General features: G+C 73.9%; 23 protein-coding genes and 1 pseudogene. 10 read left to right on the plus strand and 14 right to left on the minus strand.

Going from position 1 to position 26,495, the window contains the following annotated elements; genetic code table 11:
- Positions 1 to 9: 9 nt before the first annotated feature.
- Positions 10 to 1,242, minus strand: coding sequence for an ROK family protein (locus tag ESG85_RS09570; protein WP_128977626.1), 1,233 nt, complete (start codon positions 1,240 to 1,242; stop codon positions 10 to 12).
- A 246-nt stretch (positions 1,243 to 1,488) separates the two neighbouring features.
- Here ESG85_RS09570 and ESG85_RS09575 point away from each other — a divergent pair, with 246 nt between their 5' ends.
- Both ESG85_RS09575 and ESG85_RS09580 read left to right on the plus strand, forming a co-directional pair.
- The gene (locus ESG85_RS09575; protein WP_128977627.1) at positions 1,489 to 2,769 is read left to right on the plus strand and encodes an MFS transporter; all 1,281 of its coding nucleotides are present in this window, start codon (positions 1,489 to 1,491) and stop codon (positions 2,767 to 2,769) included.
- Positions 2,770 to 2,786: 17 nt separating this feature from the next.
- On the plus strand, positions 2,787 to 3,530 hold the full coding sequence (locus ESG85_RS09580) for a maleylpyruvate isomerase family mycothiol-dependent enzyme (RefSeq protein WP_128977652.1): 744 nt from the start codon (positions 2,787 to 2,789) through the stop codon (positions 3,528 to 3,530).
- A 25-nt stretch (positions 3,531 to 3,555) separates the two neighbouring features.
- Here the strand turns inward: ESG85_RS09580 and ESG85_RS09585 are convergent, their stop codons facing one another.
- The 3 genes from ESG85_RS09585 to ESG85_RS09595 form a co-directional block, all read right to left on the minus strand.
- On the minus strand, positions 3,556 to 4,221 hold the full coding sequence (locus ESG85_RS09585) for a response regulator transcription factor (protein WP_128977628.1): 666 nt from the start codon (positions 4,219 to 4,221) through the stop codon (positions 3,556 to 3,558).
- A complete protein-coding gene (locus ESG85_RS09590; RefSeq protein ID WP_128977629.1) occupies positions 4,218 to 5,348 on the minus strand; it encodes a sensor histidine kinase in 1,131 nt (376 codons plus the stop codon). Before ESG85_RS09590 ends, ESG85_RS09585 begins: the two co-directional genes overlap by 4 nt.
- A 776-nt stretch (positions 5,349 to 6,124) precedes the next feature.
- Positions 6,125 to 6,829: a TetR/AcrR family transcriptional regulator gene (locus ESG85_RS09595; RefSeq protein WP_128977630.1), complete on the minus strand. Its 705-nt coding sequence runs from the start codon at positions 6,827 to 6,829 to the stop codon at positions 6,125 to 6,127.
- Positions 6,830 to 7,040: 211 nt separating this feature from the next.
- On the opposite strand from ESG85_RS09595, the gene ESG85_RS09600 reads away from it, so the two are divergent.
- On the plus strand, positions 7,041 to 7,532 hold the full coding sequence (locus ESG85_RS09600; protein WP_128977653.1) for a nitroreductase family deazaflavin-dependent oxidoreductase: 492 nt from the start codon (positions 7,041 to 7,043) through the stop codon (positions 7,530 to 7,532).
- Positions 7,533 to 7,844: 312 nt separating this feature from the next.
- Here ESG85_RS09600 and ESG85_RS09605 read toward each other — a convergent pair whose 3' ends face one another.
- A complete protein-coding gene (locus ESG85_RS09605; RefSeq protein ID WP_246094901.1) occupies positions 7,845 to 9,287 on the minus strand; it encodes a geranylgeranyl reductase family protein in 1,443 nt (480 codons plus the stop codon).
- Positions 9,288 to 9,472: 185 nt separating this feature from the next.
- On the opposite strand from ESG85_RS09605, the gene ESG85_RS09610 reads away from it, so the two are divergent.
- The 3 genes from ESG85_RS09610 to ESG85_RS09620 all read left to right on the plus strand — a co-directional run bounded on the left by ESG85_RS09610 (position 9,473) and on the right by ESG85_RS09620 (position 13,309).
- Entirely contained in the window at positions 9,473 to 10,837 is a 1,365-nt protein-coding gene (locus ESG85_RS09610; protein ID WP_128977631.1) for a dipeptidase, read from the plus strand.
- 84 nt (positions 10,838 to 10,921) lie between these two features.
- Positions 10,922 to 11,644: an MBL fold metallo-hydrolase gene (locus ESG85_RS09615; RefSeq protein WP_425471190.1), complete on the plus strand. Its 723-nt coding sequence runs from the start codon at positions 10,922 to 10,924 to the stop codon at positions 11,642 to 11,644.
- Between the two features lie 342 nt (positions 11,645 to 11,986).
- On the plus strand, positions 11,987 to 13,309 hold the full coding sequence (locus ESG85_RS09620; protein ID WP_246094902.1) for a hypothetical protein: 1,323 nt from the start codon (positions 11,987 to 11,989) through the stop codon (positions 13,307 to 13,309).
- A gap of 243 nt (positions 13,310 to 13,552) precedes the next feature.
- On the opposite strand, the gene ESG85_RS09625 is transcribed toward ESG85_RS09620, so the two are convergent.
- Positions 13,553 to 14,596 (minus strand): NUDIX hydrolase, encoded by a 1,044-nt coding sequence (locus ESG85_RS09625; RefSeq protein ID WP_128977655.1) that lies wholly within the window; start codon positions 14,594 to 14,596, stop codon positions 13,553 to 13,555.
- A gap of 171 nt (positions 14,597 to 14,767) precedes the next feature.
- Here ESG85_RS09625 and ESG85_RS35815 point away from each other — a divergent pair, with 171 nt between their 5' ends.
- Both ESG85_RS35815 and ESG85_RS35820 read left to right on the plus strand, forming a co-directional pair.
- Positions 14,768 to 14,968 carry a hypothetical protein gene (locus ESG85_RS35815; protein ID WP_128977633.1) on the plus strand — a complete coding sequence of 67 codons (201 nt, stop codon included), beginning with the start codon at positions 14,768 to 14,770 and terminating at the stop codon, positions 14,966 to 14,968.
- A 307-nt stretch (positions 14,969 to 15,275) separates the two neighbouring features.
- Positions 15,276 to 15,609 (plus strand): annotated as a pseudogene (locus ESG85_RS35820) (hypothetical protein); the annotation flags it as partial.
- Here the strand turns inward: ESG85_RS35820 and ESG85_RS09640 are convergent.
- On the minus strand, positions 15,593 to 16,552 hold the full coding sequence (locus tag ESG85_RS09640; RefSeq protein ID WP_128977634.1) for an ROK family protein: 960 nt from the start codon (positions 16,550 to 16,552) through the stop codon (positions 15,593 to 15,595). The pseudogene ESG85_RS35820 and the gene ESG85_RS09640 overlap by 17 nt on opposite strands.
- Before the next feature lie 152 nt (positions 16,553 to 16,704).
- Between ESG85_RS09640 and ESG85_RS09645 the strand changes: the two genes are divergently transcribed.
- A complete protein-coding gene (locus tag ESG85_RS09645) occupies positions 16,705 to 17,766 on the plus strand; it encodes a LacI family DNA-binding transcriptional regulator (protein WP_181019000.1) in 1,062 nt (353 codons plus the stop codon).
- Positions 17,767 to 17,959: 193 nt separating this feature from the next.
- Here ESG85_RS09645 and ESG85_RS09650 read toward each other — a convergent pair whose 3' ends face one another.
- The 6 genes from ESG85_RS09650 to ESG85_RS09675 form a co-directional block, all read right to left on the minus strand.
- Entirely contained in the window at positions 17,960 to 19,924 is a 1,965-nt protein-coding gene (locus ESG85_RS09650) for a serine/threonine-protein kinase (RefSeq protein ID WP_128977636.1), read from the minus strand.
- An 80-nt stretch (positions 19,925 to 20,004) separates the two neighbouring features.
- A complete protein-coding gene (locus ESG85_RS09655) occupies positions 20,005 to 21,294 on the minus strand; it encodes a DUF6986 family protein (RefSeq protein WP_128977637.1) in 1,290 nt (429 codons plus the stop codon).
- A gap of 165 nt (positions 21,295 to 21,459) precedes the next feature.
- Positions 21,460 to 22,422, minus strand: a complete 963-nt coding sequence (locus tag ESG85_RS09660; RefSeq protein WP_128977638.1) for an electron transfer flavoprotein subunit alpha/FixB family protein — start codon at positions 22,420 to 22,422, stop codon at positions 21,460 to 21,462.
- A gap of 56 nt (positions 22,423 to 22,478) precedes the next feature.
- On the minus strand, positions 22,479 to 23,264 hold the full coding sequence (locus ESG85_RS09665; RefSeq protein ID WP_128977639.1) for an electron transfer flavoprotein subunit beta/FixA family protein: 786 nt from the start codon (positions 23,262 to 23,264) through the stop codon (positions 22,479 to 22,481).
- 196 nt (positions 23,265 to 23,460) lie between these two features.
- Positions 23,461 to 23,970 carry a flavin reductase family protein gene (locus ESG85_RS09670; protein WP_246094903.1) on the minus strand — a complete coding sequence of 170 codons (510 nt, stop codon included), beginning with the start codon at positions 23,968 to 23,970 and terminating at the stop codon, positions 23,461 to 23,463.
- A 380-nt stretch (positions 23,971 to 24,350) separates the two neighbouring features.
- Complete coding sequence (locus ESG85_RS09675; RefSeq protein ID WP_128977640.1) at positions 24,351 to 24,662, minus strand: TlpA family protein disulfide reductase; 312 nt, start codon at positions 24,660 to 24,662, stop codon at positions 24,351 to 24,353.
- Positions 24,663 to 24,962: 300 nt separating this feature from the next.
- Here ESG85_RS09675 and ESG85_RS09680 point away from each other — a divergent pair, with 300 nt between their 5' ends.
- The gene (locus tag ESG85_RS09680) at positions 24,963 to 25,697 is read left to right on the plus strand and encodes a lysophospholipid acyltransferase family protein (RefSeq protein ID WP_128977641.1); all 735 of its coding nucleotides are present in this window, start codon (positions 24,963 to 24,965) and stop codon (positions 25,695 to 25,697) included.
- Positions 25,698 to 25,725: 28 nt separating this feature from the next.
- Here ESG85_RS09680 and ESG85_RS09685 read toward each other — a convergent pair whose 3' ends face one another.
- On the minus strand, positions 25,726 to 26,328 hold the full coding sequence (locus tag ESG85_RS09685) for a transglutaminase-like domain-containing protein (RefSeq protein WP_128977642.1): 603 nt from the start codon (positions 26,326 to 26,328) through the stop codon (positions 25,726 to 25,728).
- Positions 26,329 to 26,495 lie beyond the last annotated feature (167 nt).

Below are 26,495 nucleotides of genomic sequence, written 5' to 3' on the forward strand. Positions count from 1 at the left end.
GGCGGGACCTTAGCCGGTGCCGAGCGTGCCGCCCAGTGCTTTGAGCGGGTCGTCGAGGACCGGCTGCCAGGCGAGTTCGGCGGCGCCGACCAGGCTGTTGTGGTCGAGCGTGCAGGGCAGGATCGGCACGCCGCCGCTGCGGCCCCACAGGCTGCGGTCGGCGACGACGGCGCGGAGCCGTACCGGGTCGGCGTCGAGGAGTTCGCGGTGCAGGCCGCCGAGGATGATCCGGTCCGGGTTGAGGATGTTGACGAGGCCGGCGAGGCCGAGGCCGAGCCGGTCGATCAGCTCCTCGGTGGCGGCGCGCACCCCGGGATCGTCGCGGTGGTCGCGGAGCAGGTCGCGGGCCTGCTGGAGGAGGGAGACCTCGGGTCCCGGGTCGCGGCGCGCGACGGTGAGGAAGGCGAGCGGGTCGGTCTCGACGTCGAGGCAGCCGCGCGAGCCGCAGTGGCAGGGGCGGCCCTCGGGATTGACGGTGAGATGGCCGACCTCCAGGGCGAGGCCCGAACTCCCGCTGTGCAGACGGCCGTCGAGGACGAGCGCGCCGCCGACGCCGCGGTGTCCGGTGGCGACGCAGAGCAGGTGCTTGGCGCCGCGTCCGGCGCCGTGGCGGTGTTCGGCAAGGGCAGCGAGGTTCACGTCGTTGCCCGTGAAGGCGGGGCCCTCGATGCCGGCGGCACGGACCTGCTCGGCGAAGATCTCGCGGACCGGGGCGCCGGCGGGCCAGGCGAGGTGGAGCGGGTTGAGGGCGGTGCCCTCGGGCTCGGCGACGGCCGAGGGCGCGGCGAGCCCGGCGCCGACGCAGCGGCGTCCGCTGGCGCGGAGCAGCGCGGCGCCGGCCTCCACGACCTCTCCGAGCACCTGGGCCGGGTCCTCGGAGACCGTGACGCAGCCGGGGGCGGTGGCTTCGATGGTGCCGCCGAGGCCGACCAGGGCGGCACGGAAGCCGTCGGAGTGGACCTGCGCGGCGAGGGCGACGGGGCCCTTCTCGTCGATCGCGAGCCGGTGCGAGGGGCGACCCTGGGAGCCGGCGGCGGCTCCGGGGTTGGAGTCGACGCGGATGAGGCCGAGGGCTTCGAGCTCGGCGGCGACCGCTCCGGCGGTGGCCCGGGTGACGCCGAGCTCCGCGGTGAGCACGGCGCGCGTGGGCGCCCGGCCCGTGTGCACGAGTTCGAGCGCGGGTCCGAGCGCGCTGCGCCCCCTGTCCAGCCGAGTCCGGGTCGTCGTCGCCTTGCCGTTCATGAGCCCGAGTCTCCCATGATCGCCCGCCGCGGTCCGCCCGCCTCCCGTCTTCGGCCGGTTCTCCCCGGCCGGGGGCCGCCACCGGTGCCGCACCGGAGCGCGGGAGCCGTACCGGAGCGCCGGTGCCGTACCGGAGCACGGGAGCCGCACCGGAGCGCGGGAGCCGTACCGGAGCGCGGGAGCCGTATCGGAGCGCGGAGGGGGCACGAGTTGAATCCGCCGGGCGGAGGCCCCTATCCTGAGTTTGTGCCGCTACTAAACAAAGTACGGACGGCCGCATCGGGGGGATCCCGCGGAGACACCGCCTCCCTCTCCCTGACCCGCCTCCGCATCGCCCTGACCCTGTTCTTCGCGCTCGACGGATTCCTCTTCGCCGGCTGGGTGGTCCGGATCCCCGCCGTCAAGCAGCAGACCGGCGCGTCCGCCGGAGACCTCGGGCTCGCCCTCCTCGGCGTGTCCGCCGGAGCCGTCGTCACCATGACGCTGACCGGACGCCTGTGCCGCCGTTACGGCAGCCACGCCGTCACCGTCGCCACCGCCGTCCTGCTCTCCCTCTCCATCGCCCTGCCGCCGCTGACCCGCTCCCCGCTCGCCCTCGGGCTCGTGCTGCTGGTCTTCGGCGCGGGATACGGCGGGATCAACGTCGCCATGAACAGCGCGGCCGTCGACCTCGTGGCCGCGCTCCGCAGGCCCGTCATGCCGAGCTTCCACGCCGCCTTCAGCCTCGGCGGCATGCTGGGCGCCGGACTCGGCGGACTCGTGGCCGGCGGCCTCTCCCCCACCGCGCACCTGCTCTGCCTCACGGCCGCCGGCCTCGTCCTGACGGCCGCCGCAGGCCCCGTACTCCTGCGGCACCCCTCCCCCGCACCGCCGGAATCGCTCGCGGCAAGGGCGGCCGGGACGCCGTCCGGCGGGACCAGGGACCGGGGCATGAGGTCGGGTGCCGCGACGGCCGGGCACGCGCCGGCCGCGGACGCCTCCGGGGCTCGCGGGACCGTTCTGGTCTTCGGCGTGATCGCGCTGTGCACGGCGTACGGCGAAGGCGCGCTGGCCGACTGGGGCGCCCTGCACCTCGCGCAGGACCTGCACGCGCACCCGGGTGTGGCGGCCGCCGGCTACTCGCTCTTCGCCCTCACCATGACCGCGGGCCGGCTCTCCGGCACCGTCCTGCTCGAACGCCTCGGCCAGACCCGCACCCTGGTCGCGGGCGGGCTCACCGCCGCGGCGGGCATGCTGCTGGGCGCGCTCGCCCCGACCGTGTGGGCGGCCCTGCTCGGCTTCGCCGTCACCGGCCTCGGCCTCGCCAACATCTTCCCGGTCGCCGTGGCCCGCGCGGGCGCCGTCGCGGGACCGAGCGGCGTGGCCACCGCCTCCACGCTCGGCTACGGCGGCATGCTGCTCGGGCCGCCGTCGATCGGCTTCCTCGCCGACTGGTTCTCGCTGCCCGTCGCCCTCACCACCGTCGCCGTGCTCGCCGCCGGGGCCGCCGTGATGGGCGTCGCGACGCGCGGCAACAGGGCGACATAATCCGGGACATGAACACGCTGAGCATCGACACGCACATCGACGCCCTCGACGCGGCGGGCAAGGCGCTCGTGGAGGCCGCCGCGGCGGCGGGTCCCGACGCCGAGGTCGCCACCTGCCCGGGCTGGCGAGTACGCGACCTGCTGCGGCACACGACGATGGTGCACCGCTGGGCCACCGCGTTCGTGGCCGAGGGCCTCACCTCGTACCGCCCGGACGGCGGCGAGACCGACCTCGACGGCGAGGCGCTGCTCGCGTACGTCCGCGAGGGCCACGCCCGTCTCGTCGGGTCGCTCCGCGAAGCGCCCGCCGACCTGGAGTGCTGGACCTTCCTGCCCGCGCCGTCGCCGCTCGCCTTCTGGGCGCGGCGCCAGGCGCACGAGACGACCGTGCACCGGGCCGACGCCGAGTCGGCGCTCGCCGCCGGCCCCGGGCAGGTGGACCCGGCGCTCGCCGCCGACGGCGTGGACGAACTGCTGCGCGCCTTCCACGGGCGTGACCGCAGCCGGGTCCGCAGCGAACGGCCGCGCGTCCTGCGGGTCCGCGCCACGGACACCGGTGACGTGTGGACCGTACGGCTCTCCCCGGAGGCGCCGCGGACCACGCGCGACGCGGAGGGGGCGGCCGACTGCGAGCTGAGCGGGCCCGCCGGCCTGCTCTACCTCACGCTGTGGAACCGGCTGCCGCAGGACGCCCTGACCGTGACGGGCGACGCCTCACTGGCCCGGCTGTGGCGGGAGAACTCGGCCGTCGCCTGGTCGTGACGGTCCGCCCGCCACGCCGTCGGCGTCAACCCAGCCAGCCCGGCCGCACCAGACCCGACTCGTAGGCCAGCACGACGAGTTGGGCCCGGTCGCGGGCTCCGAGCTTCACCATGGTGCGGCTCACATGGGTCTTGGCGGTCAGCGGGCTGACGACCAGACGGCGGGCGATCTCCTCATTGGACAGGCCGAGACCGACCAGGGCCATCACCTCCCGTTCCCGCTCGGTGAGTTCACCGAGCCCGGCGGCCCGGGCGGGTGCCTTGGAACGGGCCGCGAACTCCTCGATCAGTCGCCGGGTCACGCCCGGCGAGAGCAGCGCGTCGCCCTCCGTCACCGCGCGCACGGCGCGCAGCAGTTCCTCCGGCTCGGTGTCCTTCACCAGGAAGCCCGAGGCGCCGGAGCGGATGGCCTCGAAGACGTACTCGTCGAGCTCGAAGGTGGTCAGCATGACCACCTTGACGGCGCCGAGTTCGGGAGCGCCGGTGATCTCGCGGGTGGCGGCGAGACCGTCGAGCACCGGCATCCGGATGTCCATCAGGACGACGTCCGGGCGCAGTTCACGGACCCGCGCCACCGCCTCCGCGCCGTCCGCGGCCTCGCCCGCCACCTCGATGTCGGGCTGGGCGTCCAGGAGCGCCCGGAAGCCGGCCCGTACCAGCGACTGGTCGTCGGCGAGCAGGACACGGATCACGTCGGCTCCTCGGGTCGTAGGGGCAGATGGGCGCGCACCCCGAAACCGCCGTCCGGCCGGGTGCCGGCCTCGATCGTGCCACCGAGCGCGGCGGCCCGCTCCCGCATTCCTGCGAGTCCGTTGCCGCTGCCTCCGGCGTCTCCGCCGGTGGCCGGGCCTTCGTCGTCGATCCGCAGGCCGAGGGCGTCGGAGCCGTAGTCGACGACCACCGTGGCCGTCCGCGAGCCCGAGTGGCGCACCACGTTGGTCAGCGCCTCCTGCACGATCCGGAACGCGGCCAGCTCGGTGCCGGGCGGGAGCCGTCTGCGCCGCCCGCGGAGGTCGGTCCGCACGGCGAGGCCGGCCGCGGCGGCCTGGTCGACGAGTTCGGGGAGCCGGTCGAGACCGGGCGCGGGCGCGCGGGGCGCGTCGCCGGGCGCGCGAAGCGTGTCGAGCACCTGTCTCACCTCGCCGAGGGCTTCCTTGCTGGCCGCCTTGATGGCGGTGAGCGCCGTGCGGGCCTGGCCGGGGTCGGAGTCGAGCAGGGCCAGGCCGACACCGGCCTGGACGTTGATCACGGAGAGGGAGTGGGCGAGGACGTCGTGGAGCTCCCGGGCGATCCGCAGCCGCTCCTCGTCGGCCCTGCGCCGCTCGGCGGCGGCCCGCTCGGCCCGTGCCACGGCCCACTGCTCGCGGCGGACCCGGGCGAGTTCGGAGGCGGCGAGGACGGCGGCGGCGAACGCGGCCGCGGGGATCTCCTGGCCCCAGGGCGCGGCGCCGTCCCCCGGCGGCGGGAGGTAGCGGTACAGCCAGTGGGCGAGGAGCAGGTGCCCTGCCCAGAGCAGTCCGACGGCCCACCAGGCGGCGCGGCGGTGCCCGTGCACGACGGCGGCGAAGCAGGCCACGGCGACGGGCACGAAGACCGGGCCGTACGGGTAACCGGCGGCCAGGTACACCAGCGTCACCGCTGACACGCCGAGGACGACCGGCACCGGGTGGCGGTGCCGCAGGAGCAGCGGCGCGGCGGCGAGCACGAGCAGGGCGCGGCCGAGGACGTCGAGGTCGACGCGGTCGGGCTGGTTGCGACCGGCGAAGCCGGACCCGACGAGGACGACGACGGTGACCAGAAGCGTGCTCCGCCACGGCAACCCACCGTCGGGGCCACGCCCGCCCCACCAGGGCGGGCCGTAGCGCCGGGGCGGGCCGCCATAGCGCCGGGGCGGGTCGTGAAGCCAAGGCGGGCCGGGCGGAGGGTCGTCGGACGGAGGGTCGTCGGACGGAGGGTCGTCGGACGGCGGGTCGTCGGACGGCGGGTCGTCGGGCTGAGGGCTGGCCGGCCAGGACCGTCCGGTCGGCGGGTCACCTCGCCACGGACCGCCGTGCCAGGGGCCGCTATGGGGTGCGCCACTGTGTGGCGGGCTGCCATGTGCGGACCCGCCATGTGCGGACCCGCCATGTGGTGCTCCGCCATGTGGTGCTCCGCCATGCCGGCGGCCGTCCGGCCGTGAGCCCCGACGGCCCGGTGGGCCGTCGCCGCCTGGTGCCGGTGCGCCGCCGGTCGGCTGTTCGTCCATGCGGCCACGCTAGTCCGGCCCGCGGCAGCGAGGCGTCAGCCGGACGGGGTGATCACCCGTACTCCACGGGGAGTACAACGGGGAGGGGAGAACGGGGAGCGGGGGCAGCGCGGCCGGGCAGGGACGTCTGTGCGGGGGCGAGGCGGGCAAGGGCGCGTCGCCGAAGCTCCGGACGCACGGACACCGACGGCCGAAGCTCCGGAGGCAGGGAGGCCGACGGCCGCGGCTCCGGACGGCAGGGGCTATGGCCGGTGGGAGCCTCGGGCGGCCGCAAGGAGGGCGGCCGCCGGGGCGCCGGGAGCCGGCGGAGAGACGAGCGGGGTGTCGGGCGGTCAGGGTGCTTCGGTCGGTCAGGGCTTGGGCAGGAGGCCGGATTCGCGGCCGAGGCGTTCGGCGGCGTTCGCGAAGAAGGTGTCGCGGTCCTCGACGATGTTGTTGAACTGCCCGAAGACCTCGAAGGAGATCAGCCCGAACAGCTGGGCCCAGGTGGACACCAGGGTGGCGACGAGCGGCGGCGGGAGGTCCGGCGCGACGCCGGCGGCGAGCCGCTCCGCCTCGGCGCGCAGCACCTCCGGCAGGGGCGGCAGGGCGATGCCTTTGTCGCCGTAGGCGGCGCGGGCGACGGAGATGAGGACGAGGCCGACGCGGGAGGCAGGGACGACGGTGTCCTGCGGCGCGGTGTAGCCGGGTACCGGCGATCCGTAGATGAGGGCGTACTCGTGGGGGTGCTCCACCGCCCAGGCACGGACGGCGCGGCAGGTGGCGGTCCAGTGGGCGAGGTGGTCGCCGGGGGCGGCCGTCTCGGCCGTGGCGTGGGCGCGTTCGGCGGCGGCGCCCACGGAGTCGTAGGCGTCGATGATGAGCGCGGTCAGCAGGTCGTCGCGGCTGGGGAAGTAGCGGTAGAGCGCGGAGGACACCATGCCCAGTTCGCGGGCGACGGCGCGCAGCGACAGCTTGGCGGCGCCTTCGGCGGCCAGCTGACGGCGGGCCTCGTCCTTGATGGCGGCGGTGATCTCGATCCGGGCGCGGGCGCGTGCTCCTTGGGTGGTGGTCATGGAGAGCAGTCTGCCACGTTGTGGAGCACCGCACTGAAACGAGAGCAGTGCTCTTGCTCGTGAGCACCGATCCGTGCATACTGATCCCGGAACGAGAGCACCGCTCACCGTTCGGAGCGATGCTCACATATCAGATCGACGCTCACGCATACCCGCAACCCCCAGCCGCCCGGAGGTCCCCATGCCCACGCCCACGCCCACGCCCACCCCCATGCCCACGCCCACGCCCACACCGACGTCCGACCAGAACCCCACTGCCCACGTCATGAAGCCCGGCTGGTTCACGGTCAACGTCATGAATCGCTTCGTCGGCTGGCTCACCCGCCGCGGCGTCAGCGTCTGGGGCTCCCGCGTCCTCGCCGTGCGGGGTCGCAAGAGCGGCGAATGGCGCCGTACGCCGGTCAACCTCCTGACCGTGGACGGCACGCAGTACCTGGTGGCCCCGCGCGGCCACGTCCAGTGGACCCACAACATGCGGGCGGCCGGCGGCGGCCAGCTGCACCTCGGCCGGCACGTGCAGCCGTTCACCGCCGTCGAGGTCGCCGACGACGAGAAGCCCGCCCTGCTGCGCGCCTACCTCAAGCGCTGGAAGGCCGAGGTCGGCGTCTTCTTCCAGGGCGTCGGACCCGGCTCCACGGACGAGGAGCTGCGTGCGATCGCGCCCCGGCACCCCGTCTTCCGCATCTCGCCCGACAACGCGTGAAGGCGGCGCGGACCGCCCTGGTCCGCACCGCCTTCGGCAGGCCTTCTTCGACACCGCGCACGACGGGACTTGCGCCCGTGCGCGTGCCCGTTCCTCAAGCCTCAGGCCTCAGGCCTCAGGCCTCAGGTCTCGATCCTCGGCTCCACGGCGCTCGCCCCCTCGCGCCTCAGACCTCGCGCCTCGGCCTTCACACCTCGACCCTCACACCTCGACCCTCACATCTCGGCCTTCACTCCTGACCTCGCGCCTCGGCCCTCGCGCCTCGACCCTCGCCCGCGGTACCCGGTCCGAGGCCGCTGGGCTTCGGTTCGCTCAGGACGCCTCGGTCGCCCGCGCCTCGGGTGCCTCTCCGCCCCGGCTCGTACCGCCCCGGGTCGCACCGCCGGCACTCGTACCGCCCCCGGTCGCACCGCCGGCGCTCGTACCGTCGGCACCCTCCGCGCCGCTGTCCTCCCCGTCCCGCTGCGGCGCGACGCCGCGGCCCGCCGGGCCCACGCCGACCGACGTGTCCATGGAGCGGTCCAGCAGGTCCAGCGCCCGGCGCGCGAGGCCGTTGCCCCGGACGAGGCCGGCCAGTGTCGTCGCACCGCGCGTGATGTCGGTGAAGGCCTTCCAGGCAGGCCGGACACCGGTGATCGCCGCGTGCAGCAGTCCCGGCCGGCGTTCGAAGGCCGCGAGCATCCGGCGCCCGACAGCCATCTCGACGCCGAGTCCCGCCTTGATGGCGAAGGCGTAGTTGAGCGCCTGCCGGCGCGCGTCCACCGCGTCGCCCGCCTCCGCGACGCGGACCGCCCACTCGCCCGCGAGCCGGCCCGAGCGCAGCGCGAAGGAGATGCCCTCGCGCGTCCACGGCTCGAGCAGTCCCGCCGCGTCGCCGCATACGAGGACACGGCCGCGGGACAGCGGCGAGTCGTCGGTACGGCAGCGGGTCAGATGGCCGGAGGAGACGGCCGGCTCGAAGCCCGCGAGGCCCAGCCGGGCGACGAAGTCCTCCAGATAGCGCTTGGTGGCCGCGCCTTCGCCGCGCGCCGAGATCACGCCGACGGTCAGCGTGTCGCCCTTGGGAAACACCCATCCGTAACTGCCCGGCAGCGGCCCCCAGTCGATGAGGACCCTGCCCTTCCAGTCCTCCGCCACCGACGGCGGCACCGGGATCTCCGCCTCCAGGCCGAGGTCGACCTGGCCGAGCTTGACGCCGACGTGTGCGCCTATGCGGCTCGCGCTGCCGTCGGCGCCGACGACGGCGCGGGCCAGGACCGTCTCGCCGTCGGCGAGGACGACTGCCACGGTCCGGCGGTCCGGCACCACCGGGCCGTGCTGCTCGACCCGGCTGACGGTGACTCCGGTGCGCAGCTCGGCGCCCGCCTTCTGGGCGTGCTCGACGAGCTGGGCGTCGAACTCCGGCCGGTTGATGAGACCGAACAGCATGCGGCGGGAGCGGCGGGTGCGGGCGAAGCGGCCGCCCATGGAGAAGGTCACCGCGTGCACGCGGTCCTGAAGGGGCAGTTCGAAGCCGGGGGGCAGCGCGTCGCGCGAGGGTCCGATGATGCCGCCGCCGCAGGTCTTGTAGCGGGGCAGCTCGGCCTTCTCCAGGAGCAGCACCCGGCGGCCTGCCACGGCCGCCGCGTAGGCCGCCGAGGCGCCCGCGGGACCGGCGCCCACGACGACCACGTCCCAGACCCGCTGCCCCTCGTCCGGGTCGCCCTGACCCGCTCCAGCCTCTGCCGCTCCGGCGTCTGCGTTCTCGCTGCTCACGATGTGCTTCTGCTCCTGATCCGACCGGTTGTTGCTGCTCTTCAGGCATCCTACGGCCCGGTAGCGGGGCTCGGCCGTGTCGCCCCGCGCCGTAGGATCGGGCAGGCGTTCGCCGTACCACCGACACACGGCGACGAGCCGAGACCCGACAACGTCACAACGTCGCACCCACCAGGAGCGTGCCCATGACCGCCAATCCGATCGCCGAGACCGTCGCGTCCCTGATGCCCCGCGCCAAGGCGGAGCTCACGGAGCTGGTGGCCTTCCAGTCGGTGGCGGACGAGGCCGTCGCCCCCCGCAGCGAGTGCGAGGCCGCGGCCGGCTGGGTGGCGGACGCGCTGCGGGCCGAGGACTTCCGGGACGTGGCGCTGCTCGACACCCCGGACGGTTCGCAGTCGGTGTACGGCGTACTGCCGGGCCCGGCCGGCGCGCCGACCGTGCTGCTCTACGCGCACTACGACGTGCAGCCGATGCTCGTCGAGTCCGCGTGGGTGACGCCGCCCTTCCAGCTGACGGAGCGCGAGGACGGCCGCTGGTACGGGCGCGGCGCGGCCGACTGCAAGGGCGGCTTCATCATGCACCTGCTCGCGCTGCGCGCCCTGAAGGCGAACGGCGGCGTGCCGGTCACGGTCAAGATGATCGTGGAGGGCTCGGAGGAGCAGGGCACGGGCGGCCTGGAGCGTTACGCGGAGGCGCACCCCGAGCTGCTCACGGCCGACGCGATCGTCATCGGCGACGCCGGCAACTTCCGGGTGGGGCTGCCGACCGTGACGGCGACGCTGCGCGGCATGACGATGATCCGGGTCACGATCGACACGCTGCAGGGCAACCTTCACTCGGGCCAGTTCGGCGGCGCCGCCCCGGACGCGCTCGCGGCGATGATCCGCGTCCTGGACTCGCTGCGCGCGGAGGACGGTTCGACGGTCATCGACGGGCTGCCGGCGGACGCGGTGTGGGAGGGCCTGCAGTACCCGGAGGCCGACTTCCGCAAGGACGCGAAGGTGCTGGACGGTGTGGACCTGCCGGGCAACGGCACGGTCGCCGACCGGATCTGGGCGCGGCCGGCCGTGACGGTCATCGGGATCGACTGCCACCCGGTGGCGGGCGCCACGCCGTCGATTCCGGCGACGGCGCGTGCGCAGCTCAGCCTGCGCGTGCCGCCGGGCCAGGACGCGGCGAAGGCGACGGAGCTGCTGTTCGCGCACATCGAGAAGCACACGCCGTGGAACGCGCGGGTCACCCTGGAGCAGGTCGGCCAGGGCCAGGCCTTCCAGGCGGACACGTCGAGCCCGGCGTACGTGTCGATGGCGGAGGCGATGAAGGTCGCGTACCCCGGCCAGGAGATGCAGACGGCCGGCATGGGCGGCTCGATCCCGCTGTGCAACACGCTGGCCACGCTCTACCCGGAGTCGGAGATCCTGCTGATCGGCCTGAGCGAGCCGGACGCGCAGATCCACGCGGTGAACGAGTCGGTGTCGCCGCGGGAGCTGGAGCGGCTGTCCGTGGCGGAGGCCCACTTCCTGCTCAACTACGCGCGCTCGAAGGCCTGATGACGTCCGGGTCACGCTCTGGGCGGAACTCGCCCAGAGCGTAGACCTGTTGGGCGGGCGGGGTGGTGCACGTAGGTTCGGGTCATGGACATGGACATCGGCCGCGCGCATCCCGTGGAACTCGTGGAGATCTCTCCCCGCCTGCACATGCTCCGGTTCGCCGTCGGCCAGGCCTATCTGTGGCGGGACGAGACCGAGTTGACCCTGATCGACGCCGGGTGGGCCGGTTCGGGCCCGGCGGTGGAGTCCGCGCTGCGGGGGGCGGGTTTCGACCCGTCCCTGCTGCGCCGGATCGTGCTCACCCACTGCCACCGCGACCACGTGGGCGCGGCCGGCGCGCTCGCGGACCGTTTCGGCGCCGAGGTATGGGCGCACGCGCTGGACGCACCGGTGATCCGCGGCGAACTGCCCGTGTCCGAGCCGGACTTGTTGGACTGGGAGCGTCCGCTGTACGCGCACGGTCTGACGACCGTTCCGGAGGCGCCGCCCACGCGTGTGGACCGGGAGGTCGCCGACGGCGAGGAGCTGGGCTTCGGCGACGGCGCGGTGGTGGTGCACGCCCCCGGCCACACGCCCGGTTCGATCGCGGTCCATCTGCCGCGCCACGGCGTCCTGTTCACCGGTGACACCGTGGCGTCGATGCCGGACGTGATGTTCGGCGTGTTCCACGTCGACCGGGCGCGGGCCCTCGCGTCGATGCGCCGACTGGCCGGCCTGCGCCCGTCGGTGCTGTGCTGCGGCCACGGCGAGCCCGTCACGACCGACACGGCGGAACGGCTGGCGAAGGCGGCCGCACTGGCGGGGTGAGGGGCCGGGGCGGCACGGACGGGGAGGAACCGGGTGTCCGGAACGGCAACCCGCGGGGAGCGGACCGGTCCGCCGCACGCCCGGCCGACCGGCCCACGCCCGCCCGCGTGCCCGACCATGCCCACACCCGGCCGCGCCCAGCCCCGGCCATGCCCACGCCCGCCCGACCAGCACACACCCGGCCGCACACCCGGCCGCACGCCCCGGCCGCGTGCGCGGCGGAACCCGCGGGAGGAGCGCCCCGCGACCCTTGCACCGGTCTCGAACCCGTGATCCCATGTGCTGTCTTTTCTCATGATCACCACACGATCGCCACACAGGGGGAACGAAATGACCGGACGCATGGACAGACGATCCGTCATCCGCGGCCTGGCGACGGCCGGTGCGGGTGCGGCGGCCGGTGCGGTCGTCGCGGGTGGCGCCCCGGCGTACGCCGCGGGCTCGGGCGACGACCCGCACAGCGTCTCCGTGCTCAGTAAGAACGCGGACCCGACCGGCGCCACCCCGAGCGACGACGCCTTCCGGGCCGCCGCCGCCGAGGTCCTCGCCTCGTACCAGCCCGACCCGATCTCCGGTGCGGTACCGAAGAAGGTCCTGGTCATCCCGCCGGGCACGTACCGGCTGACCCAGCCGGGCTCGCTGCTCCCCGACGTCGACGGCACGAACCCCGGCGAGGGCCATGTCGGGGGCATCATCGACGGCGTCACGATCACCGGTTACGGCAAGCGGCTCACCCGCATCATCTACGCTCCGGCCGAGAACGACACCACGCTGTGGACCAACAACCAGCGTTACAAGAACATCCGGATCTCCGGCATCACCTTCGTCAGCGAGAACCCGACCTCCAGCTTCAACTACGCGTACTCCTCGGCGTCGCACGGCGTCCAGGACACCTGGTACAGCGACGTCGAGTGGCAGGGCGGCTGGAAGCGCGGCATCGGTCTCGACGGCCCGGCCACCACCTCCAACCTCAACAGCGAGATGGGCTGGGACCACTGCCAGATCGGCGGCAGCTACTCGGACGCCTTCCTCGTCCTGGGGATGACGCCGGGCGCGAGCCAGCAGGACCAGTTCCTGAACTACTGGTTCCGCGAGTGCAAGGTCGAGTACAAGGCGGGCGTGTTCGTGAAGAACAACCGCGGCGGCTCGATGAACTTCATCGGCGGCTCCTACATCCTCACCGACGCCGCCTCCACGGGCACCTTCTTCCAGCTCTCCTCGGCCGCCGGCACCCGCGCGGACTCCGTGATGCGGCTCTACGCCCAGGGCATCCGCTTCGAGCTGCGCGGCACGGGCCACAAGGTGATCGACTCCCGCTGGTACAAGGGCAGCGTCTCCTTCGTCTCCTGCGACGACACGGCCAACAGCTTCAAGTCGTGGGCGCCGGACGCCGTCACGCACGTCTACGCGTTCGACGCCAACGGCGACCGCGGCCCGACGGTCCGCTACACCGACTGCGCGCTGATGGGCTCGCACCAGGTCGCCACCGGTACGGCCGCGACCACCGCCGGCAAGGTGATCTACGACGGCTGTCGCTTCATCGACATGACGAGCGCGACCGGCGCGAGCGGTTTCCTCCGCTGGACCGGTACCGCGCCTCGCTACGAGATCCGCGACTGCCTCGGCGGCTCCACCTACGTGGCGGACGCCAAGAACCCGGCGTAACCGCGGGAAGGGCCGGGTACCGGACACCAGGCTGCGGACTCCGGGCTCCGGACACCAGGCACCGGCACCAGACTGCGGGCTCCGGACACCAGGCTCCGGGCACCGGGTCGGGCTTCGCACTACGGACTCCAGGCACCGGGTCCCCGCCGGCAACCGCCGCCGGGGAGCGGTGCCCGCTTCCTGTAGCGGTCGCTTCGGGGGGACACCCGGAAGCGTTGCCGGGCGCCGGCGTCCCGGCTCCGGTCAGCCGACGGGGACGCCGGCTTCCAGGTTCAGGACCGTGCCGCGTTCGCGGGCGCGGAGGGCCCATCGGAGGCGGTGGTAGCGGACCGGCGGGAGGAGGTCGGCGGCCTCCTCCTCGGTGACGAAGCGCCAAGCGCGCAGTTCGGCGCCGGGCAGGAGGAGGCGTTGGGCGTCGGCGGAGTGGAGCCGTCCGCCGTCGAAGAGCAGGCGGAGGCCGCCGTAGCCGGGCGGCTGGGGCCGCTCCCAGTCGACGAGGAGCAGCCGCGGGACGGCGTCGAGCCGGAGGCCGATCTCCTCGGCGACCTCGCGCATGCCGGCCCGGGCGGGTGCCTCGCCGGGTTCGACGACGCCGCCGGGGAACTCCCAGCCGGGCTTGTAGGTGGGGTCGACGAGCAGGAAGCGGTCCTCCTCGTCGAAGAGCAGCACGCCGGCAGCCAGCGTCTCGCCGGTGGGCTCGGGCGTCTGGACGATCCCGCAGGGTGCGGCGTGTCCGGCGGCGACGGCGTCGGCGACGATGCGGGCGGCGTCGGCGGCGGTCAGCGCGGAGGTGTCGACGGGGTACGCGTCGGCGGCGAGCCAGCCGTCGCGGGCGGCGCGGTACGGGTCGAGGTGGTCGAGGCACCAGCGGCGGGCGCGGGCCTCGGCCTCCGGGTCGCCGGGGTGTTCGACGCGGTTCTCGATGCGGTCGCGCAGGATCGTTTCGTCTGTGGTGAGCAGGACGTGCCGTACGTCGATGCGGCGGGCGGCGAGGCCGCCGAAGATCTCGTCGCGGTACTCCTGCCGCAGCAGGGTCATCGGCACGACGAGGACTCCGCCGAGCTCGGCGAGCAGGGCGGCGGCGGTGTCCACGACGAGCCGGCGCCAGATCGGCAGGTCCTGGAAGTCCGTCACCTCGGCGAGACGTTTCTGCGGCAGCAGCCGGCTCATCGCGCCGCCGGTGAGCTCGGGGTCGTACAGCGTGCTGTTCGGGATCAGATCGACCAGCTCACGCGCGGTGCTGCTCTTTCCCGCGCCGAACGCACCGTTGATCCAGACGATCACGATTCCCCCTCTTCGGTTGGCCCCCAGTGGCTTGCCCGCACCACCCTGCCACGGAAACACCCGGCCGTCGGCGCGCCGGCGGGAGCGGAGACCGGGGAACCGGGGCACGTGCCCGGCGCGTAACACTTCGCGAACGGCCGTCGTTGGAAACGGCGAGCACGAGGGGGTGCGGAGATGGACCGTACGGTTCTGGAGCGGTTTCCGGCGGGCGGACCGCGCGGGAGCTGGCCGGCTGAGGAGTTCGCGAGCGCGCGGCGGGACGAGGGTCTGCCGGCGCGGGTGGTGATGGACCTGGAGTCGGACGCCTTCCTGGTGATCGTGGAGCAGCGCTCCCCGGGAACGTTACGAACGGAGGCCACGGTCCGTAACCCCTGACCGGCCCACCCGGCCCTGGGCGCGCGGACGCACGCCCCGGCGGCGCGCGTGCGCCGGTGCGCCGGGCATGCGCCGGGTCGCGCACCGTGGCGCCTTCTCGGCGGTCTAAGGCTCGGGGTCGGGTGCCCGAGCGGTGGATCCTTTTCTCTTCCGTACGAGCTGGGCTGATGGCCGACCGCGAGATCGCCCGTGCCCCGGGCGCCTACGAGGGCGGCGTGGCCGTTCCTCGAGACGTCGGAGGAGCTGCCGGGCGGGGAGGAGGTCTTCCGGATCCTGCGCAGCATGGGCGAGGCCAGGCGAGGCGGGGCGGGGCCTGCCGGCGCGCTTCCCGGCCCTGGTGATGGGCCGCGCCAAGGCGTGGTCGTTCCAGCAGCCGAACGCCCCCGAGGCCAAACTCCGCTACGCCACCGAGCAGCGCGAAGCGGTGCCGCGCGCGTTGGCGGCGTACGCCCCGGACTCCACGGCCGTGTTCGGCGGCCTACGCCCCGGACACCATGGCCGTGCTTGGCGGCCTACCCCCCGGACACCATGGCCGTGTTCGACGTCGGGGCTTCGGGCACACCGACCCCCCACTGGTGATCCCCCACGGCGGCGCGATGACCGTGGACGGCCCGGCGCGACGGATCACGGTGAGGTACTGACGGCGCCGGGGATCCCCGTCCTCGGGGTCGCCGCAGCCGCCGCGCCGAGGAGGCCGGCGTCCGTGCCCGTGAGAGCGGGGACGACCGTGAGGTTCTGGACGAAGGAGAGCGTGGCGTAGGAGCGGAGGCTGCGGCGGAGGGGGTCGAAGAGGACCGGGCCCGCGCCCGCCACTCCCCCGCCGATCACCGCGATGTCGATCTCGACCAGGGTGGCCGTGGCGGCGATCCCGGCCGCGAGGGCCTGGGCGGCGCGTGCGAAGGAGGCGACGGCGACCGGGTCGCCCGCGCGGGCCGCGGCGGCGACCGCGGCGGCGGAGGCGTCACCGTCGGGTCCGGGACGCCAGCCGTTCCCGAGGGCGCGGCGGGCGATGTTCGGGCCGCTGGCGATCTGTTCGACGCAGCCCCGGCCGCCGCAGGCGCAGCTCTCGCCGTCCAGGTCCACGCTCATGTGACCGATGTGACCGGCGTTGCCCGTGGGGCCCGGGTGGACGCGTCCGTCGAGGACGAGGCCGCCGCCGACGCCGGTGGAGACCACGAGGCACAGTGCGTTGTCGTGACCGCGTGCGGCGCCCTGCCAGTGCTCGGCGGCCGTCATGGCGACGCCGTCGCCGACGAGGGTGACGGGCAGCCCTCCCGTGGCCCGGTGCACGCGCTCGACCAGCGGGAAGTCACGCCAGCCCGGCACGTTGACCGGGCTCACCGTGCCCGTGGAGGCGTCCACCGGGCCCGCGCTGCCGATGCCGACGGCGCTCGCCGAGGCCCACAGCGGTGATCCGGCCAGCTCGGCGACCACCGCCGCCACCGCGCCCATCACGGTCTCGCCGTCCTCCCGCGCGGGCGTCGCCCGTTGCGCCCGGACGACGATGCGGCCCCCGGCGTCGACCAGCGCGCCGGCGATCTTGGTGCCGCCGATGTCGAGGGCGACGACGAGGTCAGTGCGCATGGGCTCCGGGTCTCCGTGGGCGGTCAGTCGGTGTGACCTACAGTCTTCCCAGCTCTGACAACGTTGTCCAGGGCCTATGCTCGACAGCAACGAGATCGAGATCGAATTCACCCGGTCTCGCTCGCCCGACGCTCGCATCCCTTGGCTCACCCATGACGGAGGAACCGCACACCGTGGCCGACATCGCCCGCCGCCCCGAGCACCGCTACGGCAACCGGCCCACGATGAAGGACGTCGCCGCCCTGGCGGGCGTCGGCCTGAAGACCGTCTCACGGGTCGTGAACGGCGAGCCGGGCGTCACACCCGACACCGAGCGCCGGGTGCAGGACGCCATCGACACGCTCGGCTTCCGCCGCAACGACAGCGCGCGGGTGCTGCGCAAGGGACGCACGGCGTCGGTCGGTCTGGTCCTGGAGGACCTGGCGGACCCGTTCTACGGTCCGCTGAGCCGTGCCGTGGAGGAGGTCGCCCGGGCCCACGGCGCCCTGCTCATCAACGGTTCCAGCGCCGAGGACCCGGACCGCGAGCAGGAGCTGGCGCTCGCGCTGTGCGCGCGGCGGGTCGACGGGCTCATCGTCATCCCCGCGGGCGGTGACCACCGCTATCTGGAGCCGGAGATCCGCGCGGGCGTCGCCACGGTCTTCGTGGACCGCCCGGCCGGGCGGATCGAGGCGGACACGGTGCTGTCCGACAGCTTCGGCGGCGCGCGGACGGGCGTGGCACACCTGATCGCGCACGGCCACCGCCGGATCGGCTTCATCGGCGACCGGCCGCGCATCCACACCGCCGCCGAGCGGCTGCGCGGCTACCGGGCGGCGATGGAGGACGCCGGGCTCGACGTGGCCGAGGAGTGGGTGTCCCTCGGCCCGACCGACCCGGCCGGCGTGACGGCGGCGGCCGTGGCCATGTTGTCCGGGCAGGAGCCGGTCACGGCGCTGTTCGCGGGCAACAACCGCGTCACGGTGACGGTGGTACGGGTCCTCGCGGACCTCGGGCGCCCGGTCGCCCTGGTGGGCTTCGACGACATCGAACTCGCGGACCTGCTCGGCATCACGGTCATCGCGCAGGACGCGGCGGCGCTGGGGCGCACGGCGGCGGAGCGGCTGTTCCGCCGCCTCGACGGCGTCGAGGAGCCTTCCGCGACGGTCGTGCTCGGCACGCGGCTGATCCCCCGCGGCTCGGGCGAGATCCCGCCGCCGTCCGACGCCGTCTAGAGCCTGCTTGCCGTCAGGACCGGCAGGCCGGTCCGGCGCCGGTCGCCCGACGGGGCCGGCCTCGCCGGGCGACCAGGTGCCGGCCTCGGCAGGCGACCGGGGCCGGGCCGCCCCGGGCGACCGGGCCGGGCCCCGGCGCGCCTGACAGCGGCCCGGCCCCGGTCGGGAGGCAGCCCCCGTCGGCTCCCTGCCGTCAGCAGACCGGCAGGCCCGGTATGGGGCGGTCGTTGTCGCCGCCCTTGAGGTAGACGACGCTGAAGTAGACGTTGGTGTTGCCGCTGTCGTCGTCGGTCCTGGCCCACCAGACGTTGGTCCACTGGCCGTACGTCTCCCGGCGGCCGAGGTTCACCTGGCAGTAGAAGTAGTTGGTGCCGGCGTTCAGGACGCCCGTCTCGCCGCCGTCGTGACGGTACGTCTTCTCCGTCCGCCACACCTGGCAGTCGTACGCCCCGCCGCCGCGCGAGGTGCAGCCGCCGGACGCCGGGCTCGGGGACGTACCGCCGCCGGAACCGCCGCCGGCGGTCGCGCCGGGCGCGGGCTTCCTGGTCGTGCGCGACGCCGACGGCGAAGGGGCGGAGGAGGCTCCGGCGGCCGGCGACGATGGGGACGCGGACGGGGTCGCGCCCTCCTTCGACGGCGTCGCGGACGACGGAGCGCCGGCGCCACTGCTGGGCTTCGCGCCCGGCGCTCCCGGGTCGAGGACGCGGCCGGGCTCGCCCGTGGGACTTTCCGGTGCCTCACCGCCGGCCACCTGTCCGCGGTCCGCTTCGCCACCCTTCCCGACGAGGGCGTACGTCACTCCGCCGCCGACCAGCAGGACGGCGGCCGCCGCCGCGGCGGCGAGCACGGACGACCGCTTCCGCCCGCCCTGATTGCGCCGCCCGCCCGGGCCGGGCCCACCGCCGGCGCCCGGTGCGACGGGCGCGACCGGGGTGGTCTGCGGACCACCGACCGGCGGACCGCCCGTCGGCACCGGTCCCTGCACCGCGCCCGGGACCGCGGGCCGGGTGCCGTGCGTGTCCTGGGCGCCGTACGCCATGGGCCCGGGGCCGAACGCGCCCGGCGCGGTGGCCCCGCGGAGCCCCGCGTCCGGCGGCACCGCCGGGCCGAAGCCCTCCGGGCGGTGCGGTACGGCGTCCGGCTCGGTCGGCACCCACAGGTGCGCGGCGCCGGGAGCCGGCGTACCGGCGGCGGTGTCGTTCGCGTCTCCGGGGTGAGCGCCGGTCGCGTCCGGCGCCGGACCGTATCCGGCCGGCGCCCCCGCCCGCGCCGCCGGCCCCGTGCCCGGCGCTTCCGGCCCGGCGCCGGGCAGTCGTGCCTCGCGGCCCTCCGCCACGGCCCTCAGCAGGTCCGCCGCCGTCCGGGCGTCCGGGCGCCGGGCCGGGTCCTTGTGCATCAGGAGGCGCAGCGCCGGGGCGAGCGGGCCCGCGCGGCGGGGCTCGGGGAGGGGTTCCACGACGATGGCGTTGAGGGTGGACCAGGTGGAGGTGCGGCGGAAGGGCGAGGCGCCCTCGACCGCCGCGTACAGGGTGGCGCCGAGCGCCCAGACGTCCGAGGCGGGGCCGGGCTCCTGCCCCTGGGCCCGCTCGGGTGCGAGGTAGTCGAGCGAGCCGACGATCTCGCCGCTGCGCGTCAGATGGGTGGCGGAGCCGTCGCCGGGGTCCTCCATGGCGGCGATGCCGAAGTCGGTGAGGACGACCCGGCCCCCGCGGTCCAGCAGGATGTTGCCGGGCTTGACGTCGCGGTGGAGCACGCCGGCCTCGTGTGCGGCGGCGAGGGCGTCCAGGACGGCGGCGCCGACGGCGGCGGCCTCGCGGGGTTCCATGGTGCCGCGTTCGCCGAGGACGCCGTCGAGCGAGGGCCCGTCGACGAACTCCATGACGATGACGGGCCGGCCCTCGTGGTCGGTCACGTCGTGGACGGCGACGACTCCGGGGTGCCGGACGCGGGCCGCTGCGCGGGCCTCGCGCTGCATCCGCAGCCGCAGGCCGTCCAGTTCGGTTCCCGACGCGTCGTTGTAGGTGCGCAGTTCCTTGACGGCCACCTCGCGGCCGAGGACCTCGTCGACGGCGCGCCAGACGACTCCCATGCCGCCGCGGCCGAGTCGGCCGATCACCCGGTAGCGGCCGGCCAGCCGCTCGTACTCCCCCGAAGACACCCGTGCCCCGTTCCTCTGTCGGCTGTGGTGGACGCGTACAGAGTACGGGGCACGGAGCGTGGCCCTGAGCGGGCCGAAGGCTACTGCGCGGTGGCGGTGAGGTCGCCGCGGCGCGGGGCGGCGAAGCGGTCGAGGTCGGCGCGGGTCAGGCCGGTGAGGGCGTCGACCTCGGCGGTGTCGAGGGCGCCGCAGTCGATGCCGCGGAGCAGGTAGGAGCTGAGCGCCTTGGCGGTGGCGGGCTCGTCCATGACGTCGCCGCCGGCGTGGTTGGCGTAGGCGGAGAGGCGCTTGGCGGCGGCCTGGAAGCCCTCGCGGTAGAAGGCGAAGACGGCGGCGTAGCGGGTGGGGATGTGTCCGGGGTGCATGTCCCAGCCCTGGTAGTAGGCGCGGGCCAGGGCGCGGCGGGTGAGGCCGTAGTGGAGCTTCCAGGCCTCGTGGACGTGGGCGGTGGGGCCGACCGGGAGGACGTTGGTGGAGCCGTCGGAGACGCGGACGCCGGTACCGGCTGCGGCGACCTGCATGATCGCCTTGGCGTGGTCGGCGGCGGGGTGGTCGCTGGCCTGGTAGGCGGCGGAGACGCCGAGACAGGCGCTGTAGTCGAAGGTGCCGTAGTGCAGCCCGGTGGCGCGGCCCTCGGCGGCGTCGATCATGCGGGCGACGGTGGCGGTGCCGTCGGCGGCGAGGATGGCCTGGCTGGTCTCGATCTGGATCTCGAAGCCGAGGCGGCCCGCGTCGAGGCCGTGGGCCTTCTCGAAGGCCTCCAGGAGGCGGACGAAGGCGGCGACCTGCTCGGGGTAGGTGACCTTGGGCAGGGTGAGGACGAGTCCGTCGGGCAGGCCGCCGTGCTCCATGAGGCCGGTGAGGAAGACGTCGGTGGTGCGGATGCCGCGGTCGCGTACGGCGGACTCCATGCACTTCATCCGGATGCCCATGTACGGGGCGGCGGTGAGGTCCGCGCAGGCCTCGGTGATGATGCGGGCGGCGCGGGCGGCGTCGTGGTCCTCGTCGGTTCCGGCGTAGCCGTCCTCGAAGTCGACGCGGAGGTCCTCGATGGGCTCGCGCTCCAGCTTGGCGCGCACGCGGCCGTAGACGTCCTCGGCGAGCTCGTCGGACAGGCCGAGGACGGCGGCGAAGGTGGCGGCGTCGGGGGCGTGCTCGTCGAGGGAGGCGAGCGCCTGGTCGCCCCAGGAGCGGATGGTGCCGGCGTCGAAGAGGTTGCCCGGCACGTAGACGGTGTGGACGGGCTGGCGGGTGCCGGGGTCCCCGGGGTAGCGACGGTCCAGCTCGGCGTCCACGCCGGCGAGGGACGCGCTGATGTCCTCGCTGACCGCGCCGGCGAGGCTCGTCGACACCTTCTCCTGCTGACCCATCCCACATCCTCCTGTTTTCCGCTGCACGGAATCAACAATCCGTATAGTGAAGTTAGTAGTCCGCCTCGCCCGGCGTCAATGGGTGTCCACCGTGGCCCGGAAACGACCGGGGGGCCGCGCGGTGAAGATCACCGCGCGGCCCCCCGGGCCACGGAAAACCACAGATCAGCCCTTACGGGACGTGATCTCGGCGGTCAGCTGCGGCACGACGTCGAACAGGTCGCCCACGACGCCGTAGTCGACCAGGTCGAAGATCGGGGCCTCGGCGTCCTTGTTGATGGCCACGATGGTCTTCGAGGTCTGCATACCCGCGCGGTGCTGGATCGCACCGGAGATGCCGGAGGCGATGTACAGCTGCGGCGAGACGGACTTGCCGGTCTGGCCGACCTGGTTGGAGTGCGGGTACCAGCCGGCGTCGACGGCGGCGCGCGAGGCGCCGACGGCGGCACCGAGCGAGTCGGCGAGCGCCTCGATGATGCCGAAGTTCTCGGCACCGTTGACGCCACGGCCGCCGGAGACCACGATCGCGGCCTCGGTCAGCTCCGGGCGGCCGGTCGACTCGCGCGGGGTGCGGGCGACGACCTTGGTGCCGTGCGCCTTCTCCGAGAAGGACACGGCGAGCGCCTCGACGGCGCCGGCGGCCGGGGCGGGCTCCACTGGGGCCGAGTTCGGCTTGACCGTGATGACCGGGGTGCCCTTGGAGACGCGGGACTTGGTGGTGTACGAGGCGGCGAACGCGGACTGCGTCGCGACCGGGCCCTCGTCGCCGGCCTCGAGGTCGACGGCGTCGGTGATGATGCCGGAGCCGATGCGGACGGCGAGGCGGGCGGCGATCTCCTTGCCCTCGGCGGAGGACGGGACGAGCACGGCGGCCGGGGAGACGGCCTCGTACGCGGCCTGGAGCGCGTCGACCTTCGGGACGACCAGGTAGTCGGCGAAGTCGGCGGCGTCGGCGGTGAGGACCTTCACGGCACCGTGCTCGGCCAGCGTGGCGGCGGTGTCGGCGGCACCCGTGCCGAGCGCGACGGCGACCGGCTCGCCGAGGCGGCGGGCCAGGGTCAGCAGCTCCAGGGTGGGCTTGCGGACGGCTCCGTCGACGTGGTCGACGTAGACGAGGATGTCAGCCATGGGACTTCAATCTCCTGCGAACGAAGAGGGGCGGGTCTGGTGGGCTCGCGCGAGCCTCAGATGAACTTCTGGCTCGCGAGGAACTCGGCCAGCTGCTTGCCGCCCTCGCCCTCGTCCGTGACGATCGTGCCCTTGGTGCGCGCCGGACGCTCGGCGGCGGAGTCGACCGTGGTCCAGGAGCCCTCCAGGCCGACCTCCTCGGCCTCGATGTCGAGGTCCGACAGGTCCAGGGACTCCACCGGCTTCTTCTTGGCGGCCATGATGCCCTTGAAGGACGGGTAGCGGGCCTCGCCCGACTGGTCCGTCACGGAGACGACGGCCGGAAGCGAGGCCTCCAGCTGCTCCGAGGCGGTGTCGCCGTCGCGGCGGCCCTTCACGACGCCGTCCTCGATCGCGACCTCGGAGAGCAGCGTGACCTGCGGGACGCCCAGGCGCTCGGCCAGGATCGCCGGGAGGACACCCATGGTGCCGTCGGTGGAGGCCATACCGGCGATGACGACGTCGTACCCGGTCTTCTCGATGGCCTTGGCGAGCACCAGCGAGGTGCCCATGACGTCGGTGCCGTGCAGGTCGTCGTCCTCGACGTGGACGGCCTTGTCGGCGCCCATGGACAGCGCCTTGCGCAGGGCGTCCTTGGCGTCCTCGGGGCCGACGGTGAGGACGGTGACCTCGGCGTCGTCGGCCTCCTCGGCGATCTGCAGCGCCTGCTCGACCGCGTACTCGTCGAGCTCCGAAAGGAGGCCGTCGACGTCGTCACGGTCGACCGTCAGGTCGTCCGCGAACTTCCGGTCGCCCGTGGCGTCCGGCACGTACTTCACACAGACAACGATCCTCAAGCTCACGCCGGCTCTCCTACTGCATCGTCATAACTGGGCTGCCTTGTTGCTCGCAGCATAGGCGCCTGAAGGGCGGGATTCCGATCGGGGCGCCACATGCCCCGACCCGAATATTACTCGTCAGTACATCCAGTTCGTTACCGCTGAGCAAGCGCTCAGCCGTGTGACCTTGACAACGCGCCGACGAGCGCGCGCACGGGAACTATCGGTCGCGCAGAGCGTTGAAGCGTCCCTGGTGGTACAGGAGCGGACGGCCCGCGCCGTCCGGGTCGCCGGCCACGGCCTCGGCTATGACGATCCGGTGGTCGCCGGCCGGGACGCGGGCCACCACGCGGCACACCAGCCAGGCCAGCACGCCCTCGAGCACCGGCACGCCTTCGGGGCCGCGGTTCCACCGGGTGGGCGCGGCGAACCGGTCGGCGCCGCTGCGCGCGAAGGTGGCGGCCAGCTGCTCCTGGTGCTCGCCGAGCACGTGGACGCCGATGTGCTCGGCCTCGGCGATCACCGGCCAGCTGGAGGAGCCGGTGCCGACGCCGAAGGAGATCAGCGGGGGTTCGGCGGAGACGGAGTTCAGCGAGGTGGCGGTGAAGCCGACCGGACGGTCGCCGTGCGCGGTGATGACGGCGACCCCGGCGGCGTGCTGCCGGAAGACGGACCTGAGGAGGTCGGGGGAACCGGCGCGGGGTGCGCCGACGGCCGGGGTCGCGGGCACGGGGGCGAGCGGGGGCCGCGAGGGAATCGTCGGGAGCGTGCGGAGCTCGGGCGAGACCGTCATGGAGTTGTCCTTCTGCGAGAACGGCGTGAGAGGGGTCGCGGGTTCGTCAGACACCCGGACAGCGCGCGCTCGCGTGGCGGGCGAGGTCCACGTGGACCCGGCCGTAGAGAAGGAGTTCATGCACCATTGCGCCAGACTGACGATCGTTGACGTGTGCAGTCAAGTGCGTACCGCGATGTGGGAGAAGTGTCACCACGTCAGGCGCCGCACGGCGCACCGGTTCGGAGCGCCCGTCCGCACCGGGGTCGGGGCGCCCGTCCGCGGGGAAGCCGGCGAGCCCGTCCGCGGGGACGTCAGAGTGCCCGTTTGCGGGGACGTCAGAGTGCCCGTCCGAGCGCCGCGATGACATCGGCCTTGCGGGGCTGCCCCGCGGCCCTGCGCACGATGCGGCCGGCCCGGTCCAGGACGAGCACGGTGGGCGTACGGACGACGCCCAGGGCCCGTACGAGGTCCAGGCGCTCCTCGGCGTCGATCTCGACGTGCCCGACGCCCTCGACCATGGCGGCGACCTCGGCGAGGGTCCTGCGCGTGGCCCGGCAGGGCTGGCAGAAGGCGGTGGAGAACTGCACCAGGGTCGCCCGCTCCCCCAGCTCGGCGCCCAGTTCCGCGGCGTCCAGGACCTCGGTCATCCGCGTGTCTCCTCCACTCGTCACCCCTCGTACGGATCTCGTACGGACTCGTACGGGCCGTGCGCGGACCTCGTACGGGCCACGCGCGGACCTCGTGCCGCACTCCGTGCAGCGTCCCACGGCACCGTTCGATTCCCGCCACGGCCACCGGGAGTGACGAGAATCTCCCTGTACGAAGCCGCCAGGACTGGTCACGAGCTCCCACATGGGGCACGATCTGCCCAAAGCCGAAAACCTACGGCCGCGTAACTTCCGCCGGGAGAACCCTCCCCAGGCACTGACGTAAGGGGTTCCTCCCAGATGGCAGAGCTCGTCTATCGGCCGGTCATCGGTGCCGCTCTCACCATGTTCAAGGCACTGGACCTGAAGATCGACACTCAGGGTTCGGAGCACATCCCGCGCCAGGGCGGCGCGGTGCTCGTCAGCAACCACATCAGCTACCTGGACTTCATCTTCACGGGCCTGGCCGCGCTGCCGCAGAAGCGCCTGGTGCGCTTCATGGCGAAGGAGTCGGTGTTCCGGCACAAGGTGTCCGGGCCGCTGATGCGCGCCATGAAGCACATCCCGGTGGACCGCGCCCAGGGCGAGCACGCGTACGCGCACGCGCTGAAGGCGCTGCGCTCGGGCGAGATCGTCGGCGTCTTCCCGGAGGCGACCATCTCGCAGTCGTTCACGCTCAAGACCTTCAAGTCGGGCGCCGCGCGGCTCGCGCAGGAGGCCGGGGTGCCGCTGATCCCGGTGGCCCTGTGGGGCACGCAGCGGATCTGGACCAAGGGCCGGCCGCGCAACTTCCGGCGCAGCCACATCCCGGTCACCATCCGGGTCGGCGAGCCGGTGGAGGCCCCGGCCGACCAGTACGCGGGCGCGATCACCCGGCGGCTGCGCGAGCGGGTCCAGGAGCTCCTGGAAGCGGCGCAGCGCGCCTACCCCGTACGTCCGAAGGACGCGGGCGACACCTGGTGGGTGCCGGCCCACCTGGGCGGCACCGCGCCGACTCCCGACGAGGTCAAGGCCATGGAGAAGGGGAGCTCCTGACCCGGGGCACCCGCACGGTTCGTCCCCCTCACAGTTCCGTGGGGAGGATCCGCCACAGCGACGTCCGGTCCGGGGCCGCCCTGAGCGCCGCGAGGACGACCGGATGGGGCTCGGCGTGAAGCACCGGGTAGTCCACCTCGCCGAGCGCGGGCCGGACGGTGTAGGCCGTCCGCTCCTCCTCCAGGGAGAACCGGGCGTCGACGCCGGGAGGAACGTTGCCCCGCGGGTCCTGCCGCGCCCACGCCCGCCCGGGCGCCGGTTTCAGGGCGACGAGTCCGTGGACGGCGGGGTTCGCGCCGTCGTCGTCGGTGAGCCGCTGGTAGCACAGCGCGGCCGGGATGCCGCGGGCCCGCAGGAGCGCCGCGTAGGCGTGGGACTTCGCGTAACAGATGCCGGTGCGCTGCCCGAGGACGTCGGAGGCGCGCCAGGTGACCCGCGCGTCCCCGGAGTCGGCGGAGTGCGGGATGGTGTCGCGGACGAACTCGAAGGCGGCCTTGGCGTATGAGTATGCGTCGGGGTGGTCAGCCTGGAGTCGCTCGGAGGTCGCCCGCACCAGGGGGTGGTCATGGTCGATCACCTCGTCCGCGACCAAGTATGCCGAGATATCAGGGCTCTTCTGGATGAGGTCCATGGGCGGAGAGCATAGGAATGCGGTCACACGGGAGTCAATAGATTTCCGTGCGACCGCATAACTATGTAACGCCGGGGGCTAGCTGTTCTGTCCCGGGAGGTTGTGGACGGGTGAGCCAGGTCTCGGCTGAGGGATCTTGAACGGGTGAGTGCCTTCCGGTTCGGTGT

The organism is Streptomyces roseicoloratus (genome assembly GCF_004117935.1).
Taxonomy (GTDB): Bacteria; Actinomycetota; Actinomycetes; order Streptomycetales; family Streptomycetaceae; genus Streptomyces; species Streptomyces roseicoloratus.